This is a genomic window from Bacteriovorax sp. DB6_IX (assembly GCF_000447775.1).
Taxonomy (GTDB): Bacteria; Bdellovibrionota; Bacteriovoracia; order Bacteriovoracales; family Bacteriovoracaceae; genus Halobacteriovorax_A.
On the sequence record NZ_AUNJ01000265.1, the window covers coordinates 1 to 242 of the forward strand.

Genomic DNA, 242 nt, shown 5'->3' on the forward strand with positions numbered 1-242 from the left:
CCCATTAGCATCTCGTCAAAATCGATGAAGAATGGGTTATCATCACGCAGGATGATATTGCCTTTATGGCAGTCGCCGTGAATTCTATGTGTTTTGATATCTTTAAATAATGGATGAATAAGCTGACAAAGAGTTTCTACACTTTCTTTGTAAGAGTGTTCAAAGTGAGCGGGAATAAATTTACCATCCAAGAGAAACTTTAAATTCTGCTCCCCAAAAGTTGTTGGGTGATATGAATACGA

Annotated in this window: 1 protein-coding gene; it reads right to left on the minus strand. The window is 37.2% G+C overall.

Translation table 11 applies throughout. The features are described 5' to 3' along the window. Nucleotides 1-242: phosphotransferase (locus tag M901_RS07860; RefSeq protein WP_034721289.1), on the minus strand; the 242-nt coding region annotated here is incomplete at both ends.